This is a genomic window from Carnobacterium sp., assembly GCF_040274425.1.
Map to the genome: position 1 here is coordinate 1 of NZ_JBEMBC010000120.1, position 5,248 is coordinate 5,248.

The following is a 5,248-nucleotide window of genomic DNA, read 5'->3' on the forward strand; positions in this document are numbered from 1 at the left end:
AATCTATTCCCATTATTATACCTAATTTACCCATTATTGGAAGGTCCTATTTTCTAAACCGATTAAACAAGTCATTTATTCTCCTTGTGCTAATGCTATTAAAATACATAGTGGTAACCTGTTTGGGACAAACAGATTCCTTTTTTTGCAGTTGTTTGCTCCATCATTCAACTTTTAACATGAACGCAGCAAAAAGACATTCAATTACTCTTTTGAATGTCTTTTCATATCATTAACTTCACCTGTTCACATATCTTAAAATAACAATTCCATTATCTATCATATACTCTTCTAATTTAAGTTCAATTGGAAGGTGGCCGCCATAAAATAAAGGCCTGCCTTTTCCTAAAATCACTGGTATCACCCCAAGAATGTATTCATCAATGCAATCCGCTTTTAAAAATGCATTGATCAGTTGACCACCGCCAAATAACATAATATCTTTTCCTGGTTTTTGCTGTTCTTCTTTTATTACTTCAACGATTTTACTGTTGCAAAACTTGAGGTTGTCGTAATCAGAAATACTCGAATGGGTTGCTACATAAACCGTTTTATCTGCAAATTCCAAATGCATATCTTGCTCATAGCATCTTTTTCCCATTACTACAATGTCGATATCCTCTAAAAGCATTTCATAATTATAAGGATTATCTGTGTTTAATGAACTGTCCTCATATCCTTTTATCCAATCGAAGCTGCCATCTTCATTAGCGATAAAACCATCTAGGCTCATTGCTAAATTCATAATGATTTTTCTCATTAGTTCCAACTCCTTTTTAACCACTATCTAATCTCATGTTTTAAATTAGGATGATTATTCCTCTTCAGTCGCTCTTTTTAATTCAGCGATATCAAATTTTTTCATTTTAAGAAAAGCCTGTGTTACACGATTCAGTTGCTCCGTATCTTTTGTGCTCATCAACTCATTCATATTAGCTGGGACAATTTGCCACGATACACCAAATTTATCCTTTAACCATCCACATTGCTCCGCTTCAGGTACATAAGATAGTTTGTCCCAATAGTAATCGATTTCTTCTTGTGTTTCGCAGTTTACAATAAACGAAACGGATTCGTTAAATTTATAATCATGTGTTATTCCGCTATCCATTGCGACGAAATTTTGTCCTTCAAGATTAAATAAGCCATATTGGACTTTTCCGCCTTGCCCTTGCGGATCATCCTCAGCATAGTAGTCAAATCCATCAATCGCAGCATTAGGAAATACAGAGGTATAAAATTCCATGGCTGCTTTAGCTTTTCCATATTGTTCGTCTGTAAACAATATGGAAGGAGTGATTTTTTGCGCTATGGGTTGATCGGGCAAATAAATAATTTGCCATGAAAGACCATATTTATCTTCTGTCCAGCCATATTTTTCACTAAAAGGATAGGCTTCCAGTGGCATAAGAACGTTGCCGCCCTTTGACAATTGTTGCCATAACCGATTGACTTCTACTAGTGTGCTGCACATTACTTGAAGGGATATCAACGGTGTAAATTTAAAAAATGGTCCAGCTGATATAGACATAAAGGATTGGCCAGCAATTGTCATCGTTACTGTTTCCGCAGTTCCTGAAGGAGTATCATAAATTTTTGTTTTACTATCAATAGAAGATTGCTCGAATAAAGACGTGTAGAGTTCTGCTGCTTCTCCAGCCTCTTTGTCATACCAAAAATGAGGAACAATTTTTTGCATAAATAAAGCCTCCTTGTATCTATAGTTATGTAGCAACCAAATTTTGCATTTGCGACAATCTAGTTTAATTGAGTATACGGCACATAGAAAAATTTGTAAAAATATCTTTCTTATCCATTTTAAATCGTTTTCAATTTTAAATTACAATTAAATGAAAGGAATTAAAAAACGATAATAATTTAATTATAAAGATGAGAATCTAAGTGCTGCACGATATGAAAACGATTACAATATCAGTATGTTAGTTTTTTAACAAATAGCTTAATGGAATGGGGACAGAAGAATGAAAGAAGATTTTGAACGCAATCAATATCTAACGTATTACAGCAAGTGGCGAAACGGTTATTTTCAATTTAATGATACCATACCCTCAAAGAAACCTGCTTATTATTTAGACGAAGTTTGTGAATCACAGTACTCTTATAAAACGACTTGGTATCGAAATACAATCGATCCATTATTCATTACAGATCATAGTCTTTCCTCTTCACTCGCCATTGCTTTTGAGCAAACACATATCTTATTAAATGCAAAATCATTTTACATAAAAGATATTCGAGACGTTCAAGAAACACCGTTTAATACGATCGTTTTCCAACTAGATGAGCCTCCTTTAAAAACAAAAGAAGAATCACGCACCATCATGAACCGATACTTCAGTCAAAAGCCCTTAGATTACACCTATATTCAGCATATTGGAAAAAGTTTAGGCTTTCATCACCGCTGTCCTTTTGTTTCTGGTGACGAAATATTTGTGCCTGAAAAAGGAGCCGCCAATGACTCAACCAGTTGGTATGGACTGCACCACATTCTCTCAGCTGTTGAAGATAAAAAAGAAAATTGTATGCAAGTAACCTTTAGAAATCATCATGAATTGCAGCTTATCGTTTCAGCTCATAGTTTTTATGATCAAGTAGAGCGTTCAGCTGTCCTTACGCATCTTCTGCATGCAGTGGTCGATGAACTGCTCAGCAATTACTGTCATACCCTTGCGCCTTACTTTTCGGAAGAACTAAATGTTGTCCAGAGACGCCTGAAGAACCCTACTTTTACTTCCGTCTTTTTTTCATTAGATAAAGTTATGGTCTTTTTATCCAATTACAAGGCACAAGATATTCTCGTTAAAGTTCTGGGAGAAGAAAATCCTTACCTTGATGAAGTTAGAGATCATTTTAGAGGTACCCTAACAAACAACCCATACTTTCCTAAAGATTAAACAAAAACGCTTAGACCAAAAATTTGGTCTAAGCGTTTTTTTCAGTCTTTTAAAATAAGTAAAAAGTGGGACAGCTTTTCCGCCACTCTTTTCTTCCATTGGTAGACCGTTTTGCGGCTAACACCTTGTTTTTTTGCGATCTCTGTAACCGATAAACGATAGACGACCGCGTCTAATAAATAAGCTTGTTCATTTTTGGTTAATAACGGCAGCATTTCTTTCAATAGATCCATTTCTTGGTAAGATTGTTCAAAAGGTGCATGCGTATCTGGTTGATTTTTTTCTAGATCTTCTGGCCAAGACATTTCATTTGCCCACTTTCGTTGCTGTTTTCTTAACAAATCGAGCATATGCCACTGTACTTTTTTATAAGCAAATCCGGTAAACTGATACAAAAATTCAGCATGTTCCAGATCTTGCGGAAAGGCTTCATAAGCTTCTACTAACTTTAATAAACCTTGCTGCACAAAATCATCGTAATCTGAGTGCATTCGACTTACTCCTAATTTCTTCAAAACTCCATGGACGATTCCGGCATGTTGATCGAAAAAAGCTCTTTCGTTGTCTTCGCTTAATGTTCTAATCATTAGTTTCAAACCCTTCAAATGGTGTTACAAGGCCTTGTACACGTATAGCTTACTTAGTTTGTGTAAAATCAGCAATGAAGCAAACACGACAAAAAAACCTTCAAAATTTCTTTTATCAGAAAATTTGAAGGCAAAAGAGTTCGGTTTAAAATTTAAAGATAAATCCATTGATCAGAACAAAAGCCGCAACTACTATCAGCAACGTTCCATTGGAAAAGATCGTCGATTCTGACTCTTCTTGACTGTTTTTTTCTTCGGCTTTAGGCGAAGATTCCATTGATTGGATTGATTCATTTGCTGCTGTCTTTTTTTCACTATTATCGTCTGGCTTCTGTTCTTTTTTTAACACATTATCTAGCACATTTGTTTCTAATAAATCATCTTTTTGCTTCTTGGGTGTAAATGGTTTTACCAATGGAAGGTCTGAATCATTTTTCCCTACTTGTTTTTCTTGATTCTTTACTGGAACTTCTTCCTTAATGGGTTCAGGATTCTCTTCCACCGGCTGTTCTACCACTGTAAAGTCTCCAAGTGAAAGATCGGCTTGAAGTAACTTCTCTTTAATTTCCTTTAATTTTTCCAACTGCTGGATGTTTTCAGTTAATTGATTAATTTGTTCTTGTTGTTCAAGTTCATCCAATTCATCTACACTTTGTGCTTCAGCTAGTTGTTTTTTCAGTTCATCAATTTGGCCTTGTACGTTCGCTCTATCGTGTTCGATTACAAATTGATTGTATAATATGAACGGATTGCCTTTGCCATCTGTGGCTTGAATAGAATCAATCACCCACTCACCTATCATCTCATTGGTGAAGCTGGAAGATTCACCTTCATAAGCTTTCGTTTCTTCGTTATACCTTAATTGAAGCGTGAGTTGCGTATGATTGCCTTCTTCATCTATAGAAGCTGTTGAGCGAAAAACGACAGCCCCATTGGTCACTACTGTATTTTCATTTGTCTTTAAACTAAACTGGAGCTTCTCACCAACTTTAACGTCTTTTGGTTCAACTTTGATTGAGGAAAGATCCAGTAAGGCAGAAGGGTGCGCAAGAACTTCAAAATCACTTTGCTTTAGCTCTTGATCCTCATTCATTAAAGGAATCGTTTCTAAAATGAGTGGTTCACTCTCTTGATTCATCCCGATCGCTTGTATCAACTGCCATTGACCGACAGATGTTGAGCCACTTTCTAATTGACCTGTATAACGCTGTGTTTCACTATCATAAGTTAACGTTACTTCTTTTTCAGCTTTTGTTTCATTCGAGTAATAGTTTAATACAATCGTTTCAAAAGCTGGTTCTTCCAAAAGAGTTAAGCTGAAAGTCACTTGTTCTCCAAATCGTGCTTTTTTTGGTTCAACAATCACTTTGTCACTCACAATAAGTGTATTTTCTGTATCCGCTTCTTCTTTTTCATTTTCAATTGCTGGAGTGCTTTCTATTTCTTCAGACGGAGCAGCCCAAACAGTTTGGTTGCCATAATTCACCAGTAGCATTAAACCTAATACTAAAAGTATTTGCACGAACCTTTTTTTCATTTTTTAAGTATCTTCCATTCTTTATGTAGTCTCTTGATCCCTTAGCTAGTTTAACGCATTCAAAAAGTTAATCAATCTTTTTGACACATTTGACACCAAATAGACAAAGAAAAAGAGTGGGACAAAAAGCGGTTAGACCCGAATCACTGGAACGAATAAGCGCAGTATGGTCATCGACCATCGAGCATTGTTCGCGAAGTGGACGTCGG

5 protein-coding genes are annotated in these 5,248 nt (G+C 35.8%); 1 reads left to right on the plus strand and 4 read right to left on the minus strand.

Going from position 1 to position 5,248, the window contains the following annotated elements; all coding sequences use genetic code 11:
* Window positions 1-238 precede the first annotated feature (238 nt).
* Window positions 239-760, minus strand: coding sequence for a dihydrofolate reductase family protein (locus ABS911_RS14050; protein WP_350468075.1), 522 nt, complete (start codon window positions 758-760; stop codon window positions 239-241).
* 54 nt (window positions 761-814) lie between these two features.
* Window positions 815-1,699, minus strand: coding sequence for a VOC family protein (locus ABS911_RS14055; protein ID WP_350468076.1), 885 nt, complete (start codon window positions 1,697-1,699; stop codon window positions 815-817).
* 283 nt (window positions 1,700-1,982) lie between these two features.
* Between ABS911_RS14055 and ABS911_RS14060 the strand changes: the two genes are divergently transcribed.
* Window positions 1,983-2,915 (plus strand): competence protein ComK, encoded by a 933-nt coding sequence (locus tag ABS911_RS14060; protein ID WP_350468077.1) that lies wholly within the window; start codon window positions 1,983-1,985, stop codon window positions 2,913-2,915.
* Between the two features lie 41 nt (window positions 2,916-2,956).
* Here ABS911_RS14060 and ABS911_RS14065 read toward each other — a convergent pair whose 3' ends face one another.
* Complete coding sequence (locus ABS911_RS14065; protein WP_034536918.1) at window positions 2,957-3,502, minus strand: sigma-70 family RNA polymerase sigma factor; 546 nt, start codon at window positions 3,500-3,502, stop codon at window positions 2,957-2,959.
* A 145-nt stretch (window positions 3,503-3,647) separates the two neighbouring features.
* Window positions 3,648-5,039, minus strand: a complete 1,392-nt coding sequence (locus ABS911_RS14070) for a hypothetical protein (RefSeq protein ID WP_350468078.1) — start codon at window positions 5,037-5,039, stop codon at window positions 3,648-3,650.
* Between the last annotated feature and the right edge of the window lie 209 nt (window positions 5,040-5,248).